This window comes from Bradyrhizobium genosp. P, assembly GCF_049949265.1.
Taxonomy (GTDB): Bacteria; Pseudomonadota; Alphaproteobacteria; order Rhizobiales; family Xanthobacteraceae; genus Bradyrhizobium.
Window position 1 is genome coordinate 180,178 of record NZ_CP188195.1, and the last position, 20,391, is coordinate 200,568.

Annotated in this window: 21 protein-coding genes and 1 pseudogene; 11 read left to right on the plus strand and 11 right to left on the minus strand. The window is 64.4% G+C overall.

The features are described 5' to 3' along the window. Nucleotides 1–5: 5 nt before the first annotated feature. Complete coding sequence (locus ACP2YO_RS00895) at nucleotides 6–533, plus strand: DUF2244 domain-containing protein (RefSeq protein WP_426438221.1); 528 nt, start codon at nucleotides 6–8, stop codon at nucleotides 531–533. A 57-nt stretch (nucleotides 534–590) separates the two neighbouring features. Continuing rightward, nucleotides 591–1,487, plus strand: a complete 897-nt coding sequence (locus ACP2YO_RS00900; protein WP_426438222.1) for a methylated-DNA--[protein]-cysteine S-methyltransferase — start codon at nucleotides 591–593, stop codon at nucleotides 1,485–1,487. 143 nt (nucleotides 1,488–1,630) lie between these two features. Here the strand turns inward: ACP2YO_RS00900 and ACP2YO_RS00905 are convergent, their stop codons facing one another. The 8 genes from ACP2YO_RS00905 to dnaK all read right to left on the minus strand — a co-directional run bounded on the left by ACP2YO_RS00905 (nucleotide 1,631) and on the right by dnaK (nucleotide 8,858). Further along, nucleotides 1,631–2,254: a 2,3-bisphosphoglycerate-dependent phosphoglycerate mutase gene (locus ACP2YO_RS00905; protein ID WP_426438223.1), complete on the minus strand. Its 624-nt coding sequence runs from the start codon at nucleotides 2,252–2,254 to the stop codon at nucleotides 1,631–1,633. A gap of 85 nt (nucleotides 2,255–2,339) precedes the next feature. Then, the gene (gene dapB / locus ACP2YO_RS00910; protein ID WP_426438224.1) at nucleotides 2,340–3,152 is read right to left on the minus strand and encodes a 4-hydroxy-tetrahydrodipicolinate reductase; all 813 of its coding nucleotides are present in this window, start codon (nucleotides 3,150–3,152) and stop codon (nucleotides 2,340–2,342) included. Nucleotides 3,153–3,309: 157 nt separating this feature from the next. After that, the gene (locus tag ACP2YO_RS00915; RefSeq protein ID WP_426438225.1) at nucleotides 3,310–3,606 is read right to left on the minus strand and encodes a DUF1330 domain-containing protein; all 297 of its coding nucleotides are present in this window, start codon (nucleotides 3,604–3,606) and stop codon (nucleotides 3,310–3,312) included. Between the two features lie 21 nt (nucleotides 3,607–3,627). Next, nucleotides 3,628–4,338, minus strand: coding sequence for an orotidine-5'-phosphate decarboxylase (pyrF, locus tag ACP2YO_RS00920; RefSeq protein ID WP_426438226.1), 711 nt, complete (start codon nucleotides 4,336–4,338; stop codon nucleotides 3,628–3,630). Between the two features lie 6 nt (nucleotides 4,339–4,344). Next, nucleotides 4,345–4,923 (minus strand): NADPH-dependent FMN reductase, encoded by a 579-nt coding sequence (locus tag ACP2YO_RS00925; protein WP_426438227.1) that lies wholly within the window; start codon nucleotides 4,921–4,923, stop codon nucleotides 4,345–4,347. Between the two features lie 47 nt (nucleotides 4,924–4,970). Further along, on the minus strand, nucleotides 4,971–5,570 hold the full coding sequence (locus ACP2YO_RS00930; protein WP_426438228.1) for a class I SAM-dependent methyltransferase: 600 nt from the start codon (nucleotides 5,568–5,570) through the stop codon (nucleotides 4,971–4,973). Between the two features lie 92 nt (nucleotides 5,571–5,662). After that, nucleotides 5,663–6,796, minus strand: coding sequence for a molecular chaperone DnaJ (gene dnaJ, locus ACP2YO_RS00935; protein WP_426438229.1), 1,134 nt, complete (start codon nucleotides 6,794–6,796; stop codon nucleotides 5,663–5,665). A gap of 160 nt (nucleotides 6,797–6,956) precedes the next feature. Continuing rightward, a complete protein-coding gene (gene dnaK, locus ACP2YO_RS00940) occupies nucleotides 6,957–8,858 on the minus strand; it encodes a molecular chaperone DnaK (protein WP_426438230.1) in 1,902 nt (633 codons plus the stop codon). 579 nt (nucleotides 8,859–9,437) lie between these two features. Here dnaK and ACP2YO_RS00945 point away from each other — a divergent pair. After that, nucleotides 9,438–10,376, plus strand: a complete 939-nt coding sequence (locus tag ACP2YO_RS00945) for a hypothetical protein (RefSeq protein WP_426438231.1) — start codon at nucleotides 9,438–9,440, stop codon at nucleotides 10,374–10,376. Nucleotides 10,377–10,475: 99 nt separating this feature from the next. Further along, the gene (pncA, locus tag ACP2YO_RS00950; protein ID WP_426438232.1) at nucleotides 10,476–11,186 is read left to right on the plus strand and encodes a bifunctional nicotinamidase/pyrazinamidase; all 711 of its coding nucleotides are present in this window, start codon (nucleotides 10,476–10,478) and stop codon (nucleotides 11,184–11,186) included. A gap of 69 nt (nucleotides 11,187–11,255) precedes the next feature. Here the strand turns inward: pncA and grpE are convergent, their stop codons facing one another. Together grpE and hrcA are read right to left on the minus strand one after the other, a co-directional pair. Next, nucleotides 11,256–11,861 (minus strand): nucleotide exchange factor GrpE, encoded by a 606-nt coding sequence (gene grpE, locus ACP2YO_RS00955; protein WP_426438233.1) that lies wholly within the window; start codon nucleotides 11,859–11,861, stop codon nucleotides 11,256–11,258. Between the two features lie 165 nt (nucleotides 11,862–12,026). Next, on the minus strand, nucleotides 12,027–13,115 hold the full coding sequence (gene hrcA / locus ACP2YO_RS00960) for a heat-inducible transcriptional repressor HrcA (protein WP_426438234.1): 1,089 nt from the start codon (nucleotides 13,113–13,115) through the stop codon (nucleotides 12,027–12,029). 260 nt (nucleotides 13,116–13,375) lie between these two features. On the opposite strand from hrcA, the gene rph reads away from it, so the two are divergent. The 3 genes from rph to hemW are packed head-to-tail and all read left to right on the plus strand — an operon-like array spanning nucleotide 13,376 to nucleotide 15,880. Beyond that, the gene (gene rph / locus ACP2YO_RS00965; protein WP_426438235.1) at nucleotides 13,376–14,089 is read left to right on the plus strand and encodes a ribonuclease PH; all 714 of its coding nucleotides are present in this window, start codon (nucleotides 13,376–13,378) and stop codon (nucleotides 14,087–14,089) included. Between the two features lie 11 nt (nucleotides 14,090–14,100). Continuing rightward, the gene (gene rdgB / locus ACP2YO_RS00970) at nucleotides 14,101–14,736 is read left to right on the plus strand and encodes an RdgB/HAM1 family non-canonical purine NTP pyrophosphatase (protein ID WP_426438236.1); all 636 of its coding nucleotides are present in this window, start codon (nucleotides 14,101–14,103) and stop codon (nucleotides 14,734–14,736) included. Beyond that, complete coding sequence (gene hemW / locus ACP2YO_RS00975) at nucleotides 14,723–15,880, plus strand: radical SAM family heme chaperone HemW (protein WP_426438237.1); 1,158 nt, start codon at nucleotides 14,723–14,725, stop codon at nucleotides 15,878–15,880. Before rdgB ends, hemW begins: the two co-directional genes overlap by 14 nt. Here hemW and ACP2YO_RS00980 read toward each other — a convergent pair. Next, nucleotides 15,877–17,076 carry a penicillin-binding protein activator gene (locus ACP2YO_RS00980; RefSeq protein WP_426438238.1) on the minus strand — a complete coding sequence of 400 codons (1,200 nt, stop codon included), beginning with the start codon at nucleotides 17,074–17,076 and terminating at the stop codon, nucleotides 15,877–15,879. The two genes, hemW and ACP2YO_RS00980, sit on opposite strands and share 4 nt — an antisense overlap. Before the next feature lie 222 nt (nucleotides 17,077–17,298). Here ACP2YO_RS00980 and rsmI point away from each other — a divergent pair, with 222 nt between their 5' ends. The 4 genes and pseudogenes from rsmI to ACP2YO_RS01000 all read left to right on the plus strand — a co-directional run. Further along, complete coding sequence (gene rsmI, locus ACP2YO_RS00985) at nucleotides 17,299–18,252, plus strand: 16S rRNA (cytidine(1402)-2'-O)-methyltransferase (RefSeq protein ID WP_426438239.1); 954 nt, start codon at nucleotides 17,299–17,301, stop codon at nucleotides 18,250–18,252. Further along, the gene (locus tag ACP2YO_RS00990) at nucleotides 18,239–18,622 is read left to right on the plus strand and encodes a YraN family protein (protein WP_426438240.1); all 384 of its coding nucleotides are present in this window, start codon (nucleotides 18,239–18,241) and stop codon (nucleotides 18,620–18,622) included. Before rsmI ends, ACP2YO_RS00990 begins: the two co-directional genes overlap by 14 nt. A 34-nt stretch (nucleotides 18,623–18,656) precedes the next feature. Continuing rightward, nucleotides 18,657–19,604, plus strand: a complete 948-nt coding sequence (gene gshB / locus ACP2YO_RS00995; RefSeq protein ID WP_426438241.1) for a glutathione synthase — start codon at nucleotides 18,657–18,659, stop codon at nucleotides 19,602–19,604. Between the two features lie 87 nt (nucleotides 19,605–19,691). After that, nucleotides 19,692–20,330: pseudogene (locus tag ACP2YO_RS01000) on the plus strand (magnesium chelatase domain-containing protein); the annotation flags it as partial. Between the last annotated feature and the right edge of the window lie 61 nt (nucleotides 20,331–20,391).

Consider the following 20,391-nt stretch of genomic DNA (forward strand, 5'->3'; position numbering starts at 1 on the left):
AGGCCATGATCACAGGCAACGATTTTGATCCTGGCGCCCCTGAGGCCGAGCCGAAGCTGTTTTCGGCATTGCTGACGCCGCACCGCTCGCTCAACCGCACAGGCTTCGTGGTGCTGATGTCGTGTGTCACCGCGATCAGCTTCATCGCCGGCGCGGTGTTCTGGTGGCTGGGCGCCTGGCCGATCTTCGGCTTCTTCGGCCTCGACGTGCTGGTGGTCTATTGGGCGTTCAAGGTCAATTTCCGCACCGCAAAGGCCAGCGAGGAGATCACCGTGACGCCGTCGGAATTGCGGGTGCGCCGGATCAGCCATCGCGGCCACGTCATGGAATGGGTGCTCAATCCGCTCTGGGTGCAATTCGAGCAGATCTCGCATGAAGAATTTGGCATCGAGCGGCTTTTTCTGGTCTCCCGGGGTCGCCGGGTCAGCGTCGGCAGCTTCCTGGGACCGAACGAAAAGGCCAGTTTGTCCAAAGCCTTGGTCGCTGCACTGAACGCCGCAAAGCGCGGCCCGACCTACAATCCCATCGATTGATTGAGCTTGTCGGAAACCGGGTGGTTTGGACGCGCTATGGCTCCTAAATCAGATCCCATGATGACACTCGCCATACATGACCAGCGCCTGACCAAGCCGGGCCCGCAGAACGCCGCGCTGCGCGACTATGATTCCGTGCGGCGCGCGATCGCCTTCATTTCGGAGCACTGGCGCGCGCAGCCGACCATCGAGGCGATGGCCGACGCCGCAGCCGTCACGCCGGATGAACTCCACCATCTGTTCCGCCGCTGGGCCGGGCTGACGCCAAAGGCCTTCATGCAGGCGCTGACCCTGGACCACGCCAAGGGCCTGTTGCGCGATTCCGCGAGCGTGCTCGACGCGGCGCTCGACTCCGGGCTTTCGGGCCCGGGCCGGCTGCACGACCTGTTCGTCACGCATGAGGCGATGTCACCGGGCGAATGGAAGCACGGCGGCGCCGGCATGACGCTGCGCTACGGCTTCCATCCTTCGCCGTTCGGCACCGCGATCGTGATCGCGACGGACCGCGGGCTGGCAGGTCTTGCTTTCGCCGATCCCGGCGACGAGCAGACCGCCTTCGCCGACATGACGCGGCGCTGGCCGAATGCGACCTATGTCGAGGACACCGACGGCACCGCCGCGCTGGCGCAACGTGTCTTCGACAAGCAATTGTGGCGGCAGGATCAGCCGTTGCGCGTCGTCCTGATCGGCACCGATTTCGAGGTGCGCGTTTGGGAAACGCTTTTGAAGGTGCCGATGGGCCGCGCGGTCAGCTATTCCGACATCGCCAACAATATCTGCAACCCGAAGGCGTCGCGCGCTGTCGGCGCCGCGGTCGGCCGCAACCCGGTGTCGTTCGTGGTGCCCTGCCATCGCGCACTCGGCAAGAGCGGCGCGCTGACCGGCTATCACTGGGGCATCACCCGCAAGCAGGCGATGCTGGGCTGGGAAGCCGGACAGGTCGGATTGCATTAATATTCGCACGTCATTCCGGGATGGTCCGAAGGACCAGGCCTCAGGTGCGCAATTGCGCACCGGGGAATCTCGAGATTCTCAGGTGCGCAATTGCGCACCATAGTTCGATGCTGCGCGTCGCCCCGGAATGACGAAGTCAACGCCTACCCCGCCAGATCGACCTTTGACGCGACGGTGGAATCGGCGTTGAGCCGATAGACGATCGGCGCGCCGGTGGCGAGTTCGCGCTTGAGGATCTGTTCCGGCGTCAGCTTTTCCAGCACCATGATCAGCGCGCGCAGTGAATTGCCGTGGGCGGCGACCAGCGTGCGCTGGCCACGCAGCACCCCGGGCAGGATCTCCTGCACGTAATAGGGCAACGTCCGCGCCAGCGTGTCCTTGAGGCTTTCGCCGCCGGGCGGCGGCACGTCGTAGGAGCGGCGCCAGATCAGCACCTGGTCCTCACCCCATTTCTTGCGGGCATCATCCTTGTTGAGGCCGGAGAGATCGCCATAGTCGCGTTCGTTGAGCGCGAGATTTTTGGTCGTCGGCAATCCGGTCTGGCCGATCTCCTCAAGCATCAGCTTCAACGTGTGCTGGGCCCGCGTCAGGTCGGAGGTGAAGGCTGTGTCGAACGACAGCCCCTGTGCCTTCAGCTTGCGCCCGGCATCCTTGGCTTCGTTGATGCCCTGCTCGGTGAGATCAGGGTCCTTCCATCCGGTGAAGAGATTCTTCAGGTTCCATTCGCTCTGGCCGTGCCGCACCAGCACAAGAAGGCGATCACTCATTTGCAAGGATTCCGTTTCCGCTTCAGCTCGGTTTGCGCATGATCCGTTTCGGAAAACCGGTTGCCACTTTTCCGGATCATGCCGTTTACTCGCTCAGTCCCAGCACGTCGGCCATCGAGTATTGACCAGGCTTCTTGCCGTGCGCCCACAGTGCCGCCTTCAGTGCTCCCTGCGCAAACAGCGCGCGATCCTCGGCATGGTGCGACAGCGTAAGACGCTCGGACGGACCGGCAAAGATCACGCTGTGGTCGCCGGCCGCGGTGCCGCCGCGCAGCGACGCAAAGCCGATATCGCCGGCGCGGCGGGCGCCGGTCAAGCCATCGCGGCCGCGCGCGGAACGTTCCGCCAATGCGATCTGGCGGCCAGCAGCGGCGGCTTCACCCAACATCAAGGCGGTCCCTGACGGTGCATCGATCTTGGACTTGTGATGCATTTCCAGAATTTCGATGTCGAAGCTCTGGTCGAGCGATTGCGCGACGCGCTTGACCAGCGCAGCGAGCAAATTGACGCCGAGGCTCATATTGCCCGACTTTACCACGATGGCGCGATTGGTGACGCTCTTGATCACGGCGTCATCTGACGGCGACAAGCCGGTGGTGCCGATGACATGAACGAGGCCGCGCTCGGCTGCGATCGCGACATTGGCGATGGTCGCTGCCGGCACGGTGAAATCCAGGATGCCGTCGGCATTGGCCGACATCGACCACAGGTCGGCCGACAGCGCGACGCCGTTGGCCGGAAGACCAGCAAGCACGCCGGCGTCCTTACCGAGCAATTCGGAACCCGGCGCTTCCAGCGCGCCGACCTGAACCGCCCCGGGAGTCTCGGAGATCACCCGCGCGAGCGTTCGGCCCATCCGGCCGCCGGCTCCCGCAACAATCAAACGCATGTCAGCCATGGCTCACCTCTGGACGCCGTATAAAGCATGATCCGGAAAAGTGGAAACCGGTTTTCCAGCGCGACAAACTCGGAACGCGTTTGCGCGGGGATCATGCTCAAACAAGGGCCAGCCATAGCTGTTCCGGCAACCGAACGGGGGGCGCCTGGCGTCCGGGCTACGGGGTGTCGTAGCCTTCAATGATGACGAGTTCGGCGATCGAGTGCGGCTGCCGCACCTTGATGTTGGCTTGATATTCGGGCGAGTGATAGCAGTCGAGCGCGGTTTGGTAGTCGGGAAATTCGATCACGACATTGCGCGAACGGCTCTCACCTTCCGGGCCAACGAACTTGCCGCCGCGCACGATGAACTTGCCGCCGAATTTCTGAAAGATGGCCGGGTTGGCGGCCATGTAGGGCTTGTAACCCTGCTCGTTGTGAACGTCGACACGTGCGATCCAGTATCCCTTCGCCATCTCTTTCTCCTTCTTGGTTGGTCAGCCGATCGCCTGCGCGATCTCGGCCTGAATGGCGTCAGCCGCAGCTTTCGGATCGGCGGCCTCAACGACCGGCCGCGCGACCACCAGATAATCAGCGCCGGACGCAATTGCACGGGCCGGCGTCATGATGCGCTTCTGGTCGCCGGCGGCGGAACCCGCAGGGCGGATGCCCGGTGTCACCAGGTTCACCTTGTCGCCGACGATCTTGCGCAAGGCGGCAGCTTCTTCGGGCGAGCTCACGATGCCGTCGACGCCGAGCGACTGCGCCTGCCGGGCGCGCGTCGCGACCAGATCGGAGACGTTGAGGCGATAGCCCGCGGCATGGAGATCGCTGTCGTCGTAGGAGGTCAGCACGGTGACCGCGAGGATGTTCAGGCCCGATCCGGCGCGTGCTTCGACCGCCGCCTTCATGGTCTGCGGATAGGCATGCACGGTGAGGAAGGTCGCGCCGAGCCTTGCGACGCTCTCGACGCCGCGTGCAACCGTGTTGCCGATGTCGTGCAGCTTGAGATCGAGGAAGACCTTCTTGCCGCTGCTCGCAAGCTGCTTCGCCAGCGGCAGGCCGCCGGCATAGGCGAGCTGATAGCCGATCTTGTAGAAGGTCACGCTGTCACCGAGCTTGTCGATCATCGCCTCCGCCGCTGTCACGGAGGGCAGATCGAGCCCCACAATCAACCGGTCTTTCGGAGCGATCTTGGCTGGCTGCATGTCACCTCACATCATGCGTTGGGAATGGTCGATCAACTGCCGCGCCATCGCCCGCATCGCCTCGATGTCGGCGTGATGCTTCAGACGATCCATATCGTCATAGGCCTGTTCGGCGAAAGACAGCGCGAGCTGATTCGGGATCACGGTCGCCTGGCACGCCGACAGGATCAGCCGCAACGCCGCCAGCGCGCGCGTGCCGCCGAGCCGATTGCCGGACGCCGCTGATATTGCAAAGACGCGGTCGCGGAACACTTGGCCGCGCGCCTCATGCGGATCCTGCACGCGGCTGACCCAGTCGATCGTGTTCTTCACCAGTGCGGGCACCGAGGAATTATATTCCGGTGTCACGATCAGCACGCCGTGATGGGCGCCGATCATCCGCTTGAGGGTGACGGCATGCTGCGGCACGCCCGATTTGGCCTGCAGGTCGCCGTCATAGATCGGCAGCGGAAAATCGGCGAGTGAGATCCGCGTCACGTCGGCGCCCAACTGCGCCAATTCCTGCACTGCGACCGCCGCAAGCTTCGCATTGAGCGAGCCTGATCGAAGCGATCCCGGGATCACGAGGATTTTCAGCGCGGACATTTTGAAATCGCAGGTCTTGGGTGAGCCCGCGCGACGGCGCCGGGCGATCAACCCTTGCGATACACCCAGACCCGGGCGGGCGGAAGGTTCATCCAGATCCGCTCGGAAGCTTCTGTGGACACGCCCGGCAGCGATTTTGGAATCGGGGGCACGACCGAATAGGTGAACTGAACGAAGGGAGCACCTGGGGCAAGCGCCACGAAGGCATCGCGGATCAGCCTCAGGCGCGTGAGCATCGGCTTGGTGACGAGGGGCAGGCCGGAGACCACGGCCGAGGCGGGAGACTTCAGGACCTCCCAGAGCGCATCACGGAGCGTGTAGGCATCCCCCTGGACGACGGTGGCTTGCGGATAGCGCTCGCGCAGCAATGCGCAGAAGCCAGGATTGTATTCGACCAGTACGAGCCGCTTCTGATCGACGCCGTGCTCGATCAGTGCGTTGGTGATCGCACCGGTGCCGGGCCCAAGTTCGACGACCGGCCCTTCCGCTTTCGGGTCGACATATTGCGCCATGGTGCGGGCGAGCAGCCGACCGGACGGCATTACCGCGCCCATATGCAGTGGCTTCTCGATCCATGAACGGAGAAAACGGACCTCGTCGTCAAGACGTAGGGGCTTTTTCAACGCACGCACGGACGATTGGGGCATGTCGCTTCCAGGCGGGACCGCACAACCGAGCGGTTGTCAGAAAACAGTCACAAAGACGTATATGTCAGAGCCGTTACGGTCAAGCATAACGACTACTGCGGCGCAGTGCGGTTTCCGAAGAAGTCCTTGACCTTAGAGAAGAAACCTGCGGCCTCGGGTTGGGTTGCACCGGACGACAGTTTTTCGAACTCCATCAGCAATTCTTGCTGTTTCTTGGTCAGATTTTGCGGCGTTTCGACCATAACCTGGACATACATGTCGCCGGTCTGACGCGACCGCAGCACCGGCATACCCTTTGATGCAATGCGGAATCGCCGGCCCGACTGCGTGCCGGACGGCACTTTCACCTTGGTCTTGCCCTTGTCGATGGTGGGCACCTCGAATTCGCCGCCGAGGGCTGCCGCCACCATCGAGATCGGCACGCGGCAATGCAGGTCGGCGCCGTCGCGCTGGAAGAACTGGTGCGTGGTCAGCGACAGGAAGATGTAGAGGTCGCCGGGCGGCCCACCGCGAACGCCAGCCTCGCCTTCACCGGCGAGGCGAATACGCGTGCCGTCCTCGACCCCCTGGGGAATGTTGACCGACAGCGTCCGTTCCCGCGTCACCCGGCCGGAACCGGCGCAAGAGCCGCAGGCATCCTCAATCATCTGGCCGCGGCCCTGACAGCCGGGGCAGGTTCGCTCCAGCGTGAAGAACCCTTGCGCCTGCCGGACACGGCCGGCGCCGCCGCACATCGAGCAGGTCTTCGGCTTGGTGCCGGCCTTGGCGCCGGTGCCCGAGCAGGATTCGCAGGTGACCGAGACCGGAATCTCGATCTGCGCGGTCTTGCCCTGGAAGGCTTCCTCGAGTGTGATTTCCATGTTGTAGCGCAGGTCTGCGCCGCGCTCGCGGCCGCCGCTGCGGCGCTGCCCGGCCATGCCGAACAGGTCCTCGAAGATGTCGGAGAACGACGAGGCGAAGCCGGCGCCGAAGCCGGGACCGCCGCCGCCCATGCCCTGCTCGAAGGCGGCATGGCCGAAGCGGTCGTAGGCGGCGCGCTTGTCGCCGTCCTTCAGCACCTCATAGGCTTCGTTGATTTCCTTGAAGCGGACTTCGCTGGAGGCATCGCCCGGATTCTTGTCCGGGTGCCATTTCATCGCGAGCTTGCGGAAAGCCGCTTTCAGCTTGGTTTCGTCCGCGTTCCGCTCGACCTCGAGGGTCTCGTAATAGCAGCGCTTGGTGGACATCCTTCAATTCCGTCCGAAGTTCATCGCCATCGCCAAGGATTGCGATAAGGATTGCGCCTGTCTGGAAGGTGCAGCGATCGCCTTAAAGAAAAATGACCCCCACTCCTCCGAGACGCGTAGCGTGCTCTTTGGGGTGAGGGCCATGATCTCGAGCCCGCGCTTAAGCAGACTTCTTGTTGTTCTTGTCGTCGTCGACCTCGGTGAACTCCGCGTCGACGACGTCATCCTTCGCAGAGTCCTTGGCCGCATCGGCCTCGGCCTGCTGCTTGTACATGGCCTCGCCGAGCTTCATCGAAGCCTGCGCCAGCGTGTTGGTCTTGGCCTTGATCGCTTCGGCGTCGTCGCCCTTCAGCGCTTCCTTGAGGTCACTGACCGCATCTTCGATCGCGCGACGCTCGGTGTCCGCAACCTTCGAGCCGTGCTCGGCCAGGGCCTTCTCGGTCGAATGCACCAAGCCATCGGCATGGTTCTTGGCGTCGACCGCCTCGCGGCGCTTCTTGTCTTCGGCCGCGTTGGCCTCGGCGTCCTTGACCATCTTGTCGATGTCGGCCTCGGACAGTCCGCCGGACGCCTGGATCCGGATCTGCTGTTCCTTGCCGGTCGCCTTGTCCTTGGCCGAGACGTTGACGATGCCGTTGGCGTCGATGTCGAAGGTCACCTCGATCTGCGGCATGCCGCGCGGAGCCGGCGGAATGCCCATCAGGTCGAACTGACCGAGCATCTTGTTGTCGGCCGCCATTTCACGCTCGCCCTGGAAGACGCGAATGGTCACGGCGCCCTGATTATCCTCGGCCGTCGAGAATACCTGGCCCTTCTTGGTCGGGATCGTGGTGTTGCGGTCGATGATGCGGGTGAACACGCCGCCCAGCGTCTCGATGCCCAGCGACAGCGGGGTCACGTCGAGCAGCAGCACGTCCTTGACGTCGCCCTGCAGCACGCCGGCCTGGATCGCAGCGCCGATCGCGACGACTTCGTCGGGGTTGACGCCCTTGTGCGGTTCCTTGCCGAAGAACTGCTTCACCACTTCCTGGATCTTGGGCATGCGGGTCATGCCGCCGACCAGCACCACTTCGCCGATCTCGCCGGCGGTCAGGCCGGCATCCTTCAGCGCCTTGCGGCACGGCTCGATGGTCTTCTCGACGAGGTCGGCCACCAGCGCTTCGAACTTGGCGCGGGTCAGCTTCATCGTCAGATGCTTCGGACCGGTCTGGTCCGCCGTGATGAACGGCAGGTTGATCTCGGTCTGCGTGGTCGACGACAGCTCGATCTTGGCCTTTTCAGCGGCTTCCTTCAGGCGCTGCAGGGCCAGCTTGTCGTTGCGCAGGTTGATGCCCTGTTCCTTCTGGAACTCGTCGGCGAGATAGCCGACCAGGCGCATGTCGAAGTCCTCACCGCCGAGGAAGGTGTCGCCATTGGTCGACTTCACCTCGAACACGCCGTCGCCGATCTCGAGGATCGAGACGTCGAAGGTGCCGCCACCGAGGTCGTACACCGCGATCGTGCCGGTCTTCGTCTTGTCGAGGCCGTAGGCGAGCGCGGCAGCCGTCGGCTCGTTGATGATGCGCAGCACCTCGAGGCCGGCGATCTTGCCGGCGTCCTTGGTGGCCTGACGCTGGGCGTCGTTGAAATAAGCGGGAACCGTGATGACGGCCTGATCGACCTTCTGGCCGAGATGCGCCTCAGCGGTCTCCTTCATCTTCTGCAGGATGAAGGCCGAGACCTGCGAGGGCGAATAGGTTTTGCCGTCGGCTTCGACCCAGGCGTCGCCGTTCGATGCCTTGACGATCTTGTAGGGAACGAGCTTCTTGTCCTTCTCGACCATCGGGTCGTCGTAGCGGCGGCCGATGAGGCGCTTCACCGCAAAGAACGTGCGCTCGGGATTAGTTACCGCCTGGCGCTTCGCCGGCTGGCCGACGAGGCGCTCGCCATCGTCAGTGAAAGCAACGATCGACGGAGTCGTCCGCATGCCTTCCGCGTTCTCGATCACCTTGGCATTTTTGCCATCCATCACGGCGACGCACGAATTCGTGGTGCCGAGGTCGATCCCAATGACCTTACCCATGGTTTTCCATATCCTTCTTGCTACGGCAGGCTGGTTGGGCCCTGACGGCACCCCGAACCGAACCCCCAGACGTTCACATACTCGCGATATTGCGACGGTGAGCCTGATATAGGAGAGAGGGTCTGGCCCGCAAGGACTGGACGCAACGTTGAAGCCTGAAAAGACTGACGTTTGAAAGATTGTGTCAGCTTGGGCCCCGCGCCGGTTCAACGTCCAAACATGTTAACAAATAGGCAATGTTGCCTGACGCGATCAAGCGCGATCACGCTGCCCACACGGGCTTCGCTTGTTGAGTGAACGCTCACAACGGATCGAGCGCGCGATCGGCTCACCCGTCTGGGACGCGCCATTTGGCTGCTGGAGGTTGTGCCGGTCGCCTCATTCGTTCACAGAGAAATGTCGAGAAACCCGTTCTATCTCGCAAGAATCCCGTCGAATCGGGGCCGCAAGGCGGCAACGGAGATCAAGCAAGCCTGTTGCAGGGCCATCAAAACCGCTAAAAGCGGGCTGACTGATGGGGCCCACCCAGCCCCGCATTGGCCCGTTGAGCGGCCTCCAAGCAAATCCGGTAGATCCTTCATGATGCCCTTTCGAGTTCTCGCTGCGGTTGCCGTGCTGATTGCCGCCACCTGTTCTGCTTTCGCGGACGACGTGGTGTTTCCGCCGGGTGCCCATGTCGGCATGAAGCCGCTGGTTGGTCTCGCCCGCGCAAAGTCCTTCATCGGCTTCGAGACCGAGGACCAGGGCGTGAGGGTTCTGGTCGCCGATCTGCCCCCGGATGCCTATGGCGAGGTCGTCAGTGCCTTCAAGGCCAATCCCGCCGGCAGCGGCGGCATCAAGCCCGAGAGCCTCGAAACCCCGGCAGGCCTCGGCTACTACACGATCGAGAGCGCGCGAGACGGCACGACCAATGTGCGCCGCTATTCGATGATCCTGCCCGGCCCGACCTTCTCCGGCTACATCGCGGTGCAGGTGCCGGAGAACGCCGCCAAGATCTACACCGACGATGCTGTGCGGCAGATGTTCGCCACCGCCGTCATCCGCAATGACGTACCGGTCGACGAGCAGCTCGGCATGATGCCGTTCAAGATCACCGAGCTCAGCAATTTCAAGAACGTCCGCATGCTGGCACCGGGCGCGGCGCTGCTCCTGGCCGACGGCGACGAGAAGAGCGGCTTCGAAACCAAGCCCTTCATGCTCCTCGGCATCATCGGCTCGACGGCGGCCTCGCCCGATGATCGCGGCCGCTTCGCCCAGCAGATCGCGACCACGATTCCCGGCGTGCGCGACGGACGCATCACCATGTCCGAGCCGATGCGGATCGACGGCCAGGCCGGCTACGAGACACGGATCGACGCGATCAGCGGCAAGGACAACACGCCGGTGACCATCGTGCAGTGGCTGCGGTTCGGCACACAGTCGTCGATGCGCATCATCGGCAGTTCGCCGCGCACCGATTGGGAAACCGCGTTCCCGCGTTTCCGCGCGGTGCGTGACGGCATCCAGCCGCGCGGCTGATCGCCGTTTCCGCAAGTCCCGCCGAAAAATCGGACTTTCGCAGGCCAGCGAACGGAACTAGCCTCCTCGCGCGGTTTCAGCCAGTCGAGGAGAGGCACAATGTTGGATCGACGGCAGGTTGTTGCAGGTCTCAGTGCGACGGCACTTGCCACCCTGGTTCCAGGCGAGCTTTGGGCGGCGGCGATCAAGCCCGACGACGGCTCGGCGCTGCTGGTGATCGACGTCCAGAACTGCTTCCTGCCGGGCGGCAGCCTCGCGGTGAAGGACGGCGAGCAGGTGGTGCCGATCATCAACAAGATCGCCAAGAGCTTCGCCAATGTGGTGATGACGCAGGACTGGCACACGCCCGGACACGTCTCTTTTGCCTCGGCCCATTCCGGCAAGAAGCCATTCGAGACGATCGACCTCGCCTATGGCAAGCAAGTGCTGTGGCCGGACCACTGCGTGCAGGGCACCGACGGCGCCTCGCTGTCGAAAGACCTCGCAATCCCGCAAGCCGAGTTGATCATCCGCAAGGGTTTTCACCAGGACGTCGACAGCTACTCCGCCTTCACCGAGGCCGACGGCAAGACGACCACCGGACTTGCGCCCTATCTCAAGGCGCGCAACGTCAAGCGCGTCTTCATCGCGGGACTTGCCACCGATTTCTGCGTGGCGTGGACCGCGCTGGACGGGCGCAAGGCCGGCTTCGAAACCTATGTGGTGGAAGACGCCTGCCGCGGCATCGACACGCAAGGGTCGCTTGCGAAGGCCTGGGCCGACATGGCCAAGGCCGGCGTCAAGCGCATCCAGTCATCGGACATCGCTTAAGTTTCCTGGCTTGAGGTTTCTTGGCGCAAGCCTTTCGCGCGTAAGGTCTTTCGCGCGAAGTCACGGCGATCAGGCCGTGAAGTCGGCACCCGGAGCGGCCTTGGCGCCGCCCTTGGAGACCCCCACCAGCGCCGGGCGCAAAATGCGCTCGCCGATCATGTAGCCGGCCTGCATGACCTGCACCACCGTGCCTGATGGCACCGACGGGTCGGGCACTTCGTACATCGCCTGCTGGAAGTTCGGATCGAACTTCTCGCCGATCGGGTCGAACTTCTTCACGCCGTTCTTCTCCAGCGCGTTGAGCAGTGAGCGCTCGGTCAGCTCGACGCCTTCGATCAATGCCTTCAGGCCGGGATCGGCGGCTTCCTTGGTCTCGGCCGGAACCGCATCGAGTGCACGCTGCAGATTGTCGGCGATATCGAGCACGTCGCGGGCGAAGCCGGTGATCCCATAGGTCTTGGCGTCGGCGACCTCGCGGCGGGTGCGCTGACGGAGATTCTCCATCTCGGCCAGCGTGCGCAGCGTCTTGTCGCGCGCCTCAGCCAGTTCCTTGCTCAAGGCTTCCGCCGATCCGACTTCCGGATCGTCGGGCATGATGTAGGGCTTGGAGGTCACAGGCTCGCCCGTCGGAGCCGGATTCTCGGTATTGTCATTGGTCCGGTTCGGATCGGTCATGGCTTGCCTTCTCGAAAAACGCGCGCGGTTCAAATCTTGGGGATTGGCTGGCCCGGATATCGTGCTTTGAGCGGCGAAAATCAAGCGCCACATAGCGGTTTCGAGCGAAGTGGCCTCCGGTTCGCGTGAAGAAAACGCGTCAAATGGAAACGAACTTCCGTCCGGTCAGCCACCCAGGATCTTGCTGACAATGCGCGCGGCGTAATCAACCGTCGGGATCACCCTGGCATAATTCAGCCGCGTCGGGCCGATCACGCCGAGGACGCCGACGATCCGGCCATGGGCATCGCTGTAAGGCGCGATAATGGTCGAGGAACCCGACAGCGAGAACAGCTTGTTCTCCGAGCCGATGAAGATCCGTACCCCCTCACCGCGCTCGGCGCGACCCAGCAGGTCAATCACGCCACGCTTGGTCTCGAGATCATCAAACAGCGACTTGATGCGCTCGAGATCGTCGAGCGCATGCAGATCCTCCAGCAGATTGGCGTGGCCGCGCACGATCAGCTGCCGGGCTTCGCTCTCGCCGCCGGACCAGCTCGCGATGCCGGCCGTCACGACCTTCTGCGTCAGTTGATCGAGCTCGGCGCGGTTCTGCGTCAAGGCGGTCTCGAGCTCGAGGCGCGCTTCGGCCAGGGTCCGGCCGCGAATCCGCGCGTTGAGGAAATTGGTCGCTTCGATCAGCGCCGAGGAGGGAACGCCCGGCGGCAGCGCCAGCACCCGATTCTCGACCTGACCGTCTTCAGCGACCAGCACGACCAGCGCCTTCTCCGGTTCCAGCCGGACGAATTCGATGTGCTTCAACCGCGCGTTCGATTTTGGCGTCAGCACCACCGCTGCCGCACGGGTCAGCCCCGACAGCCGGGTCAGCGCTTCGCCAAGCGCCGCCTCGACCGATTGTGCACGGCCGACGGAGGCAAGCTGGGTCTGGATCGATTGGCGCTCCGCCTCGGTGAGATCGCCCACCTGCATCAGCGCGTCGACGAAAAAGCGCAGGCCGAGTTCGGTCGGCAGCCGGCCGGCCGATGTGTGCGGCGCGTAGATCAGCCCGAGCTGCTCGAGGTCCGACATCACGTTGCGGACCGATGCCGGCGACAGGGGCAGCGCGATCAGGCGCGAGATGTTGCGCGAGCCGACAGGCTCGCCGGTCGCCAGATAGCTTTCGACGATTTGACGAAAAATGTCGCGCGAACGCTCGTTGAGCTGGGCAAGCCCCGCATGCGGCGTGATCAGGCTGATCGGGTCGTGGTGAGCCACGTTCTACTCCCTCACAATTGCCCCCAATCTGTCGATCCGCGAGGCCCGTGACAAGCACGCATTCACCCCCGCAGGCCGGGCCGAAAACCCTTGCCGCTGCCGCTTCCCCCTCCTACAAGCACGCCTTGAGCATGATCGGGACGAACAGGAACCGGTTTTTCCGAAAAGATCATGCTGAAACAAAGTGTTAGAGCGCGATGACGATTCAAGGATAGGTCGTCACGCTCCGACTGCTTCTCTCGGATTTTCGGAGGATTCCCATGCGGCCAAGCCGCCGTGCGCCCGATGAACTGCGTCCCGTGTCGCTGGAACGCGGCGTCGTCAAATATGCCGAGGGCTCCTGCATGGTGAAATTCGGCGACACCCATGTGCTGGTGACCGCCACGCTCGAGGAGCGGCTGCCGCCATGGCTGAAGGGCCAGGGCCGCGGCTGGGTCACCGCCGAATATGGCATGCTGCCGCGTGCCACGCTGGAGCGAACCCGCCGCGAGGCCTCCGCCGGCAAGCAGGGCGGCCGCACCGTCGAGATTCAGCGGCTGATCGGCCGCTCGCTGCGCGCCGCGGTCGATTTGGAAGCGCTCGGCGAGCGCCAGATCACCGTCGATTGCGATGTCATCCAGGCCGACGGCGGCACCCGTACCGCCTCGATCACCGGCGCCTGGGTGGCGCTTGCGGATTGCATCAACTGGATGAAGACCCGCAACATGCTGAAGGCCAACGTGCTGCGCGACAACGTGGCGGCGATTTCATGCGGTATCTACAAGGGCACGCCGGTGCTCGACCTCGACTATGCCGAGGACTCCGAGGCCGACACCGACGCCAATTTCGTCATGACCGGCGACGGCCGCATCATCGAGGTGCAGGGCACCGCCGAGAAGACGCCGTTCTCGCAGGACGAATTCCTGGCGCTGATGGCGCTCGCCCGCAGAGGTGTCGCGCGTCTGGTCGACTTGCAAAAGATCGCGGTCGCGTAGTCAGATTGGCCATGCACCGCCGAATCACCGGAAAGCTCGTCATCGCCACCCACAATCCCGGCAAACTCGCCGAGATGCGGGAGCTGCTGGCGCCTTACGGGGTGGAAGCGGTGTCGGCCGGTGAGCTTGGCCTCGCCGAGCCCGAGGAGACCGGCAACAGCTTTCGCGCCAATGCCGTGATCAAGGCTATCGCTGCAGCGAAGGCAACCGGATTGCCGGCCTTTGCCGACGATTCCGGCCTCGTGGTCGACGCGCTCGACGGCGCACCCGGTATCTATTCGGCGCGCTGGGCCGGCGAGAGCAAGGACTTCATGGCGGCGATGACCCAGATCGAGCGCCTGTTGCAGGAGCGCGGCGCCACCACGCCGGACAAGCGCAGGGCGCATTTCGTCTCCGCGCTGTGTGTGGCCTGGCCCGACGATCATCTCGAAGAGGTCGAGGCCCGGGTCGATGGAACTTTCGTCTGGCCGCCGCGCGGCACTGCCGGCTTCGGCTACGATCCGGCCTTTCTGCCCGACGGACACGCGCGTACCTTCGGTGAAATGACCAGCATCGAGAAGCACGGCCTGCCGCCGATCGGGCTCGGCCTGTCACATCGCGCCCGCGCCTTCGTGAAGCTCGCGGAGATCTGCCTTGAGCCACGCTGAACGAAGGGCATTCGGCGTCTACGTGCACTGGCCGTTCTGCCTGTCGAAATGCCCATATTGCGATTTCAACAGCCATGTCCGGCACGCGCCCGTCGACGAGGAGCGCTTCGTACGCGCGTTCGCCCGCGAGATCGAGACCACCGCGGCCCGCGTGCCGGGGCGCGAGGTGTCATCGATCTTCCTCGGTGGCGGCACGCCGTCGTTGATGCAGCCGCAGACTGTCGGCGCGGTGCTCGATGCAATCGGCAAGCATTGGTCGGTCGCTGATGACGTCGAGGTCACGCTCGAGGCCAATCCGACCAGCGTCGAGGCGACACGCTTTCGCGGCTACCGCACGGCAGGGGTCAATCGCGTATCGCTCGGCGTGCAGGCGCTCGACGATGCCTCACTGAAGGCGCTTGGACGCCTGCACACCGCACGCGAGGCGCTCGATGCAGTTGCGATCGCACGCACCGCCTTCGACCGTTACTCCTTCGACCTGATCTATGCCCGCCCCGGCCAGACGCCGCAGATGTGGTCGAGCGAATTGAAGCAGGCGATCTCGGAAGCCGCCGAGCATTTGTCGCTCTATCAGCTGACGATCGAGGAAGGCACGCCGTTCTTCGGATTGCACGCCGCGGGCAAGCTGCAGACGCCGGACGAATCGACCGCGCGTGCACTCTACGACGTGACCCAGGAGGTCTGCGCGCGCGAGGGACTGCCGGCCTACGAGATTTCCAATCACGCGCGCGCCGGCGCAGAGTGCAAGCACAACCTCGTCTACTGGCGCGGCGATGAATATGCCGGCGTCGGGCCGGGCGCGCATGGTCGGCTTGATATCAATGGTGTCAGGCACGCGACCGCAACGGACAAGCGCCCCGAGGCGTGGCTGCTGCGCGTCGAGGAACGCGGCCACGGTGTCATGACCGACGATTGCCTCAACAGCGAGGAGCGGGCCGACGAATTCCTGCTGATGGGGCTGCGGCTCGCGGAGGGGATCGATCCGAAGCGCTATGCGGCGCTCTCCGGCCGCCAGCTCGATCCGCACCGGATCGCCACGCTGCGCGAGGAAGGCGCGATCGCCGTCGACCCCGACGGACGGTTGCGCGTGACGAAATCAGGCTTCCCGGTGCTCGACGCCGTGGTCGCCGATTTGGCTGCTTAAGCGCCAAAACTCTTCGGCGATCCGGCAACCGGCGTGCCGCCGCCCGATGCCACCTTCATGACCGCAAGGCCGCGTTCGTTGGTCCCGTCAGCGCGAAAGCGGAACAGGCCGTCGATGCCGGCAAAGCCGGACGGATTGGTCAGGGTTTCCGGCGAAAAGCGCTGTGCGCCTTGCGTACGCGCAAGCGCTGCAACCAGAGCCACCGCGTCATAGGCAAGCGTCGCGGTGCGCACCGGCTCGCCGCCGAACTTGGTGCGGTAGCGGTTGGCGAAGCTGCGGAAACCGGCCGGGTCGGGCGCGGCATAGAGGCCGCCCTGCAGGACCGGGCTTGCGAACACGCGGGGATTGTCCCACAGCCCCGTCCCGAGCAGTTGGATGTTGTGCAGATTGGAGCCCGCCGCGGTCAGCGCATCGGCGGTCGCGACCACCGAATCACCATCATCGGCGAGCAGCAGCGCGTCGGCCTGGCCGAGCGCCTGCGCCACCGTCCGCGCCGGCGTCGCGCGATCGGCGCCATATTTCTCGAATGCAACGACGCGTCCGTTCTTGCGGCCGACCGCCTGCTTGAACGCGGCCTCGACCACGTTGCCATAGGCATTGTCGGGCACCATCGCTGCAAATGACCGTTTCCCGATGCCGGTGGCATAATCGACGATGCGATTGATGTCGGATTCCGGCAGAAAGCTCAGAAGATAGACGCCGCGCGAGGCCACGCTCGAATCGGTCGAGAAGGCGATCACCGACGTGCCGCGTGTCCGTGTCAGCTGCGCAGTGGCCGGCACCGAGCCCGCAAACAACGGCCCCAGAATGATCTCGGCCCCCTCGGACAGCGCCTGCTGGGTTCCTTGCGCCGCGCCCTGCGGGCTGCCGCCGTCATCCTTGATCAGGAGCTGGATGTTCGGGTTCTGAAATTCCGCCAGTGCCATTTCGGCGGCGTTCCGCATCGACTGTGCGGCGACGCCGGCGTTGCCGGACGCCGACAGCGGCAGGATCAGGCCGACCTTGACCTGCCCGGTGCCGACCGCCTGCGGTTGCTGCTGGGGACCGGCGGGACCCGCGTCCTGACCGCCGAACTGGCTCAGACTCTGCTGGATGCCGGAGCAGGCCGACAGCAGCGGCGCGCCAATGATGAGGCCAAGCGCTGTCCGCCGGGTCGCGCCCGACGGCGGGGACGTGCGGTTATGCGGGCCTGCCATCGTCTCTCTTCTCTTGACCGACCGTGATCGGCCAGGATTCCATCCAGCCTGATGAGGGGGGTGGATTTGGGCATATTGTCGGCGAATAGTTAACCAAAACAAAAGGATTATGGCCTCACCGCGCCGGGGCCGGGGCCTCCTTTTTTCGGCGCCGCAGTAAACTCTTCGGCCAGCTCCCTCGGGATGTTGGCGAAAGCACTGCCATCCCTCTAGATTGGTATGATGCGCGCAAAAGCCAGCTCCCTCCACAATTCCGATGCCACGACCGGTCCCGCGGACCGGACCTTTTCCATTGGCGGTCAGGTGCTGACGGCCTCCAAGGCGACGCCCGGGCTGCATCTGGTGGCGACGCCGATCGGCAATCTCGGCGATATCACCCTGCGCGCACTGGAGACGCTGGCCGGCGTCGACATCATCGCCTGCGAGGACACCAGGATCACCCGCCGGCTGACCGAGCGTTACGCGATCACAGCCGAGCTGAAGCCCTATCACGAGCACAACGCCGCGCAGGCGCGGCCAAAGATCCTGGAACGGCTGGCGCAGGGTGCCTCGATCGCGCTGGTCTCGGATGCCGGCACGCCGCTGATCTCGGATCCCGGCTTCAAGCTGGTGCGCGAGGTCTGCGCCGCCGGACACCAGGTGATCGCGGTGCCCGGACCGTCTTCGGTGCTGACAGCGCTGTCGGTTGCGGCGCTACCGACCGACCGGTTCTTCTTCGAAGGGTTCTTGCCGGCAAAGGAACATGCGCGGCGCGCGCGGCTCACCGAACTCGCCAGGATCGATTCGACGCTCGTGATGTTCGAGTCGGGCAATCGTGTGCAGGACAGTTTGCGCGATCTCGCCGCGATCATGGGCGCGCGCGACGCCGCGATCTGCCGCGAGCTGACTAAGCTGCACGAGGATATCCAGCGCGCCCCGCTCGCCGAGCTTGCGGCGCGCGCGGACACGCTTGAGACGCGCGGCGAGTTCGTACTCGTGGTCAGTCCGCCCGCAGACGATGCCGGCGTGATGGGCCAGGATGCGCTGGACGATCTGTTGCGTGCATCGCTTGTGCGCAGCAGCGTCAAGGATGCGGTGGCGCATGCGGTCGAATTGTCGGGACGGCCACGCCGCGAGGTCTATGCCCGCGCGCTGGAGATCGCCAAGGACGTCAGGGGCGACGATGGCGAAGACTGACAGCGCCTCGCCGGAACGTGTCGCGGCATTCCGCACCGGCCTCTCCGCCGAGAGCCGCGCCGCTGTTTATCTAATGGCCAAGGGCTATCGCATCCTGGCCAAGCGCTTCCGCACGCCTTATGGCGAGATCGATCTGGTGGCACGCCGGCGTAATCTGATCGCCTTCATCGAGGTCAAGGCCCGGGCCAGCCTCGATGACGCCGCCTATGCGGTGACGCCGCGCCAGCAGCGGCGCATCATCGATGCCGCCCAGGCCTGGCTGATGACGCATCCCGAGCATGCCGAATTTGATCTCAGATTCGACGCCGTCCTGATTGCGCCGAAGAGCTTGCCGCGCCATCTGTTAGCGGCATTCGACGCAAGCACTTGAAGAACTCCCTCCAGACCTCGCGGGACACGCCCCCATGACTTTGAACGTCGCCGTCCAGATGGACCCCATCGCGCGCATCAACATCCGCGGCGATTCGACCTTCGCGCTGCTGCTCGAGGCACAGAAGCGCGGCCACAGCCTCTCCTATTACACGCCGGACAAACTGTCGCTGCGCGGCGAGGAGCTGGTCGCACCGCTGCAACCTCTCACCGTGCGCGACGAGATCGGCGATCACTTCACCCTGGGCGAGCCGAAGCGCGCGCCGCTCAATGCCTTCGACGTCGTGCTGCTGCGGCAGGACCCGCCGTTCGACCTCGCCTACATCACCTCGACCCATTTCCTCGAGCGCATCCATCCGAAGACGCTGGTCGTCAACAACCCGGCCAGCGTGCGCAACGCACCGGAAAAGCTGTTCGTGATGAACTTCCCGCAGCTGATGCCGCCGACACTGATCTCGCGCGACCTCGACGAGATCAACGCGTTCCGCGATCAACACGGCGCCGTCGTCATGAAGCCGTTGCACGGCCATGGCGGCGCCGCGGTGTTTCGCGTCTTGCCGCAGGACATGAATTTCGGCTCGCTGTTCGACATGTTCTCGGTCACCTTCAAGGAACCGTGGGTGATCCAGCGCTTCCTTCCCGAGGTCAAGCATGGCGACAAGCGCATCATCCTGGTCGACGGCGAGTTCGCCGGCGCCGTCAACCGCGTGCCGGCCGCGGACGATCTGCGCTCGAACATGGTGCGCGGCGGCGCGGCCAAGGCGACCGAGCTGTCGGACCGCGAGCGCGAAATCTGCGCGACGCTCGCCCCGGCGCTGCGCGAGCGCGGGCTATTGTTCGTCGGCATCGACGTGATCGACTGCAATCTCACCGAGATCAACGTCACCTCGCCGACCGGTATCCGCGCGATCCAGCGGCTTAACGGCCCCGACGTTGCAGCGAAGATCTGGGATACGATCGAGGCCAAGCGCGCCGCGAGATAGGTACCCGCGTCGCCACAAGCGTTCCCGTAATGTTCTTGCGCTTTGCACCCGGTTCCGCTACCTTCGATGGCGGAAGATGGGGGTGGCATGGTCCAGCGCGTTTCGACCGTTGCGTTCGAGGGGATTGAGGCCCGCGCGGTCGACGTGCAAGTGCAGGTCGTGCCCGGACTGCCGGCCTTTGCCATCGTTGGACTGCCGGACAAGGCGGTGTCGGAGGCGCGGGAACGGGTTCGTTCTGCGCTGATCGCCTCTGGCCTGGCGCTGCCCGCCCGCCGGATCATCGTCAATCTCGCCCCGGCCGACCTGCCAAAGGAAGGCAGCCATTACGACCTGCCGATCGCGCTCGGGCTGATGGCCGCGATCGGGGCGATCCCGCCCGATGCGCTGAGCGGCTTCACCGTGCTCGGCGAACTCGGGCTTGACGGCTCGCTCGCACCGGTGGCGGGCGTGCTGCCGGCCGCGATCGGCGCCAATTCGCGCGGCGAGGGGCTGATCTGCCCGGCGGCGTGCGGCTCGGAGGCGGCCTGGGCCAGTCCGGACATCCAGATCATCGCAGCGCAGTCCCTGATCCAGATCGCCAATCACTTCAAGGGCACGCAGCTCCTGTCGCGCCCGCAGCCAAAGGTGCACGAGCGCGAGGCAACGCTCTTAGACCTGCGCGACATCAAGGGCCAGGAAAGTGCCAAGCGCGCGCTCGAGATCGCAGCCGCCGGCGGACATCATCTCTTCAGGTGATTTCGTCAATGGGAAATAGGTCCCTCCAAGTGCCGGGCGCCGTTTTGACGAT

Coding starts and splice junctions, on each gene's coding strand:
- dnaK (WP_426438230.1), bottom strand. CDS start 8,858: ATGGGTAAGGTCATTGGGATCGACCTCGGCACCACGAATTCGTGCGTC.
- pyrF (WP_426438226.1), bottom strand. CDS start 4,338: ATGCAGCCAGCCAAGATCGCTCCGAAAGACCGGTTGATTGTGGGGCTC.
- rdgB (WP_426438236.1), top strand. CDS start 14,101: ATGCACCGCCGAATCACCGGAAAGCTCGTCATCGCCACCCACAATCCC.
- ACP2YO_RS00945 (WP_426438231.1), top strand. CDS start 9,438: ATGATGCCCTTTCGAGTTCTCGCTGCGGTTGCCGTGCTGATTGCCGCC.
- dnaJ (WP_426438229.1), bottom strand. CDS start 6,796: ATGTCCACCAAGCGCTGCTATTACGAGACCCTCGAGGTCGAGCGGAAC.
- pncA (WP_426438232.1), top strand. CDS start 10,476: ATGTTGGATCGACGGCAGGTTGTTGCAGGTCTCAGTGCGACGGCACTT.
- ACP2YO_RS00930 (WP_426438228.1), bottom strand. CDS start 5,570: ATGCCCCAATCGTCCGTGCGTGCGTTGAAAAAGCCCCTACGTCTTGAC.
- ACP2YO_RS00905 (WP_426438223.1), bottom strand. CDS start 2,254: ATGAGTGATCGCCTTCTTGTGCTGGTGCGGCACGGCCAGAGCGAATGG.
- ACP2YO_RS00895 (WP_426438221.1), top strand. CDS start 6: ATGATCACAGGCAACGATTTTGATCCTGGCGCCCCTGAGGCCGAGCCG.
- ACP2YO_RS00980 (WP_426438238.1), bottom strand. CDS start 17,076: ATGGCAGGCCCGCATAACCGCACGTCCCCGCCGTCGGGCGCGACCCGG.
- rph (WP_426438235.1), top strand. CDS start 13,376: ATGCGGCCAAGCCGCCGTGCGCCCGATGAACTGCGTCCCGTGTCGCTG.
- dapB (WP_426438224.1), bottom strand. CDS start 3,152: ATGGCTGACATGCGTTTGATTGTTGCGGGAGCCGGCGGCCGGATGGGC.
- grpE (WP_426438233.1), bottom strand. CDS start 11,861: ATGACCGATCCGAACCGGACCAATGACAATACCGAGAATCCGGCTCCG.
- ACP2YO_RS00900 (WP_426438222.1), top strand. CDS start 591: ATGATGACACTCGCCATACATGACCAGCGCCTGACCAAGCCGGGCCCG.
- rsmI (WP_426438239.1), top strand. CDS start 17,299: ATGCGCGCAAAAGCCAGCTCCCTCCACAATTCCGATGCCACGACCGGT.
- gshB (WP_426438241.1), top strand. CDS start 18,657: ATGACTTTGAACGTCGCCGTCCAGATGGACCCCATCGCGCGCATCAAC.
- ACP2YO_RS00915 (WP_426438225.1), bottom strand. CDS start 3,606: ATGGCGAAGGGATACTGGATCGCACGTGTCGACGTTCACAACGAGCAG.
- ACP2YO_RS00990 (WP_426438240.1), top strand. CDS start 18,239: ATGGCGAAGACTGACAGCGCCTCGCCGGAACGTGTCGCGGCATTCCGC.
- ACP2YO_RS00925 (WP_426438227.1), bottom strand. CDS start 4,923: ATGTCCGCGCTGAAAATCCTCGTGATCCCGGGATCGCTTCGATCAGGC.